The following is a 2500-nucleotide window of genomic DNA, read 5'->3' on the forward strand; positions in this document are numbered from 1 at the left end:
TAAGGCAAGTTTCGCGCTTAGATGCTTTCAGCGCTTATCTCTTCCGAACTTAGCTACCCGGCGATACGACTGGCGTCATAACCGGTACACCAGAGGTTCGTCCACTCCGGTCCTCTCGTACTAGGAGCAGCCCCCTTCAAACTTCCAACGCCCACTGCAGATAGGGACCAAACTGTCTCACGACGTTTTAAACCCAGCTCACGTACCACTTTAAATGGCGAACAGCCATACCCTTGGGACCGGCTACAGCCCCAGGATGTGATGAGCCGACATCGAGGTGCCAAACTCCGCCGTCGATGTGAACTCTTGGGCGGAATCAGCCTGTTATCCCCGGAGTACCTTTTATCCGTTGAGCGATGGCCCTTCCATACAGAACCACCGGATCACTATGTCCTGCTTTCGCACCTGCTCGACTTGTCGGTCTCGCAGTTAAGCATCCTTATGCCATTGCACTATCAGTACGATTTCCGACCGTACCTAGGATACCTTCGAACTCCTCCGTTACACTTTGGGAGGAGACCGCCCCAGTCAAACTGCCTACCATGCACGGTCCCCGACCCGGATCACGGGCCTAGGTTAGAACCTCAAACACACCAGGCTGGTATTTCAACGACGGCTCCACGAGAACTAGCGTCCTCGCTTCATAGCCTCCCAGCTATCCTACACAAGTCTGTTCAAAGTCCAATGCAAAGCTACAGTAAAGGTTCACGGGGTCTTTCCGTCTAGCAGCGGGGAGATTGCATCTTCACAAACACTTCAACTTCGCTGAGTCTCGGGAGGAGACAGTGTGGCCATCGTTACGCCATTCGTGCGGGTCGGAACTTACCCGACAAGGAATTTCGCTACCTTAGGACCGTTATAGTTACGGCCGCCGTTTACCGGGGCTTCGATCAAGAGCTTGCACCCCATCACTTAACCTTCCGGCACCGGGCAGGCGTCACACCGTATACGTCCACTTTCGTGTTGGCACAGTGCTGTGTTTTTAATAAACAGTCGCAGCCACCTTTTCACTGCAACCCCATCGGCCTTCGCGCGCAGGCGCTACAACCTACCGGGGCACACCTTCTCCCGAAGTTACGGTGTCAATTTGCCGAGTTCCTTCTCCCGAGTTCTCTCAAGCGCCTTAGAATTCTCATCCTACCCACCTGTGTCGGTTTGCGGTACGGTCTTGTTGCAACTGAAGCTTAGAGGCTTTTCCTGGAAGCAGAGCATCAACCACTTCGTGAGCAAGCTCACTCGTCATCACGCCTCAACTAAGTCTCGCGGATTTGCCTACGAAACACGTCTACACGCTTAAACCGGGACATCCAACACCCGGCTGGCCTAGCTTTCTCCGTCCCCCCATCGCATTACAACAAGGTACGGGAATATTAACCCGTTTCCCATCGACTACGCATTTCTGCCTCGCCTTAGGGGCCGACTCACCCTGCGCCGATGAACGTTGCGCAGGAAACCTTGGGTTTTCGGCGACAGGGACTTTCACCCTGTTTATCGCTACTCATGTCAGCATTCGCACTTCTGATACCTCCAGCGGGGTTCACACCGCCGCCTTCACAGGCTTACAGAACGCTCCTCTACCACCATCTCTTTCGAGATGATCCGCAGCTTCGGTTATCAGTTTGAGCCCCGTTACATCTTCCGCGCAGGACGACTCGACCAGTGAGCTATTACGCTTTCTTTAAATGATGGCTGCTTCTAAGCCAACATCCTGGCTGTCTAGGCCTTCCCACTTCGTTTTCCACTTAACTGATCATTTGGGACCTTAGCTGGCGGTCTGGGTTGTTTCCCTTTTGACACCGGACGTTAGCACCCGATGTCTGTCTCCCATGCTCGCACTTGACGGTATTCAGAGTTTGCCATGGTTTGGTAAGTCGCGATGACCCCCTAGCCATAACAGTGCTTTACCCCCGTCAGTGATACATGAGGCACTACCTAAATAGTTTTCGAGGAGAACCAGCTATTTCCAGATTTGTTTAGCCTTTCACCCCTATCCACAGCTCATCCCCTAGTTTTGCAACACTAGTGGGTTCGGACCTCCAGTGGGTGTTACCCCACCTTCATCCTGGCCATGGATAGATCATCTGGTTTCGGGTCTACGCCCAGCAACTCAACGCCCTATTCGGACTCGGTTTCCCTACGCCTCCCCTATTCGGTTAAGCTCGCTACTGAACGTAAGTCGCTGACCCATTATACAAAAGGTACGCAGTCACCCGTTTCCAGGCTCCCACTGTTTGTATGCATCCGGTTTCAGGTTCTATTTCACTCCCCTCCCGGGGTTCTTTTCGCCTTTCCCTCACGGTACTGGTTCACTATCGGTCGATCATGAGTATTTAGCCTTGGAGGATGGTCCCCCCATCTTCAGACAGGATTTCTCGTGTCCCGCCCTACTTCTCGTACGCTCAGTACCACCGATCGCTTTTCGTATACGGGGCTATCACCCACTATGGCCGGACTTTCCATTCCGTTCTACTAAACGTTCGACTATCACGTACAGGCTACT

The 2500-nt window shown here is 53.1% G+C and carries 1 rRNA gene (running past both ends of the window); it reads right to left on the reverse strand.

Annotation, left to right across the window (positions count from 1 at the left end):
• Positions 1–2500 (reverse strand): 23S ribosomal RNA (locus ACFOW7_RS12805) (it extends past both window edges: 129 nt to the left, 256 nt to the right).

Origin of the sequence: Chitinimonas lacunae (genome assembly GCF_042650885.1) — a bacterium.
GTDB lineage: Bacteria > Pseudomonadota > Gammaproteobacteria > Burkholderiales > Chitinimonadaceae > Chitinimonas_A > Chitinimonas_A lacunae.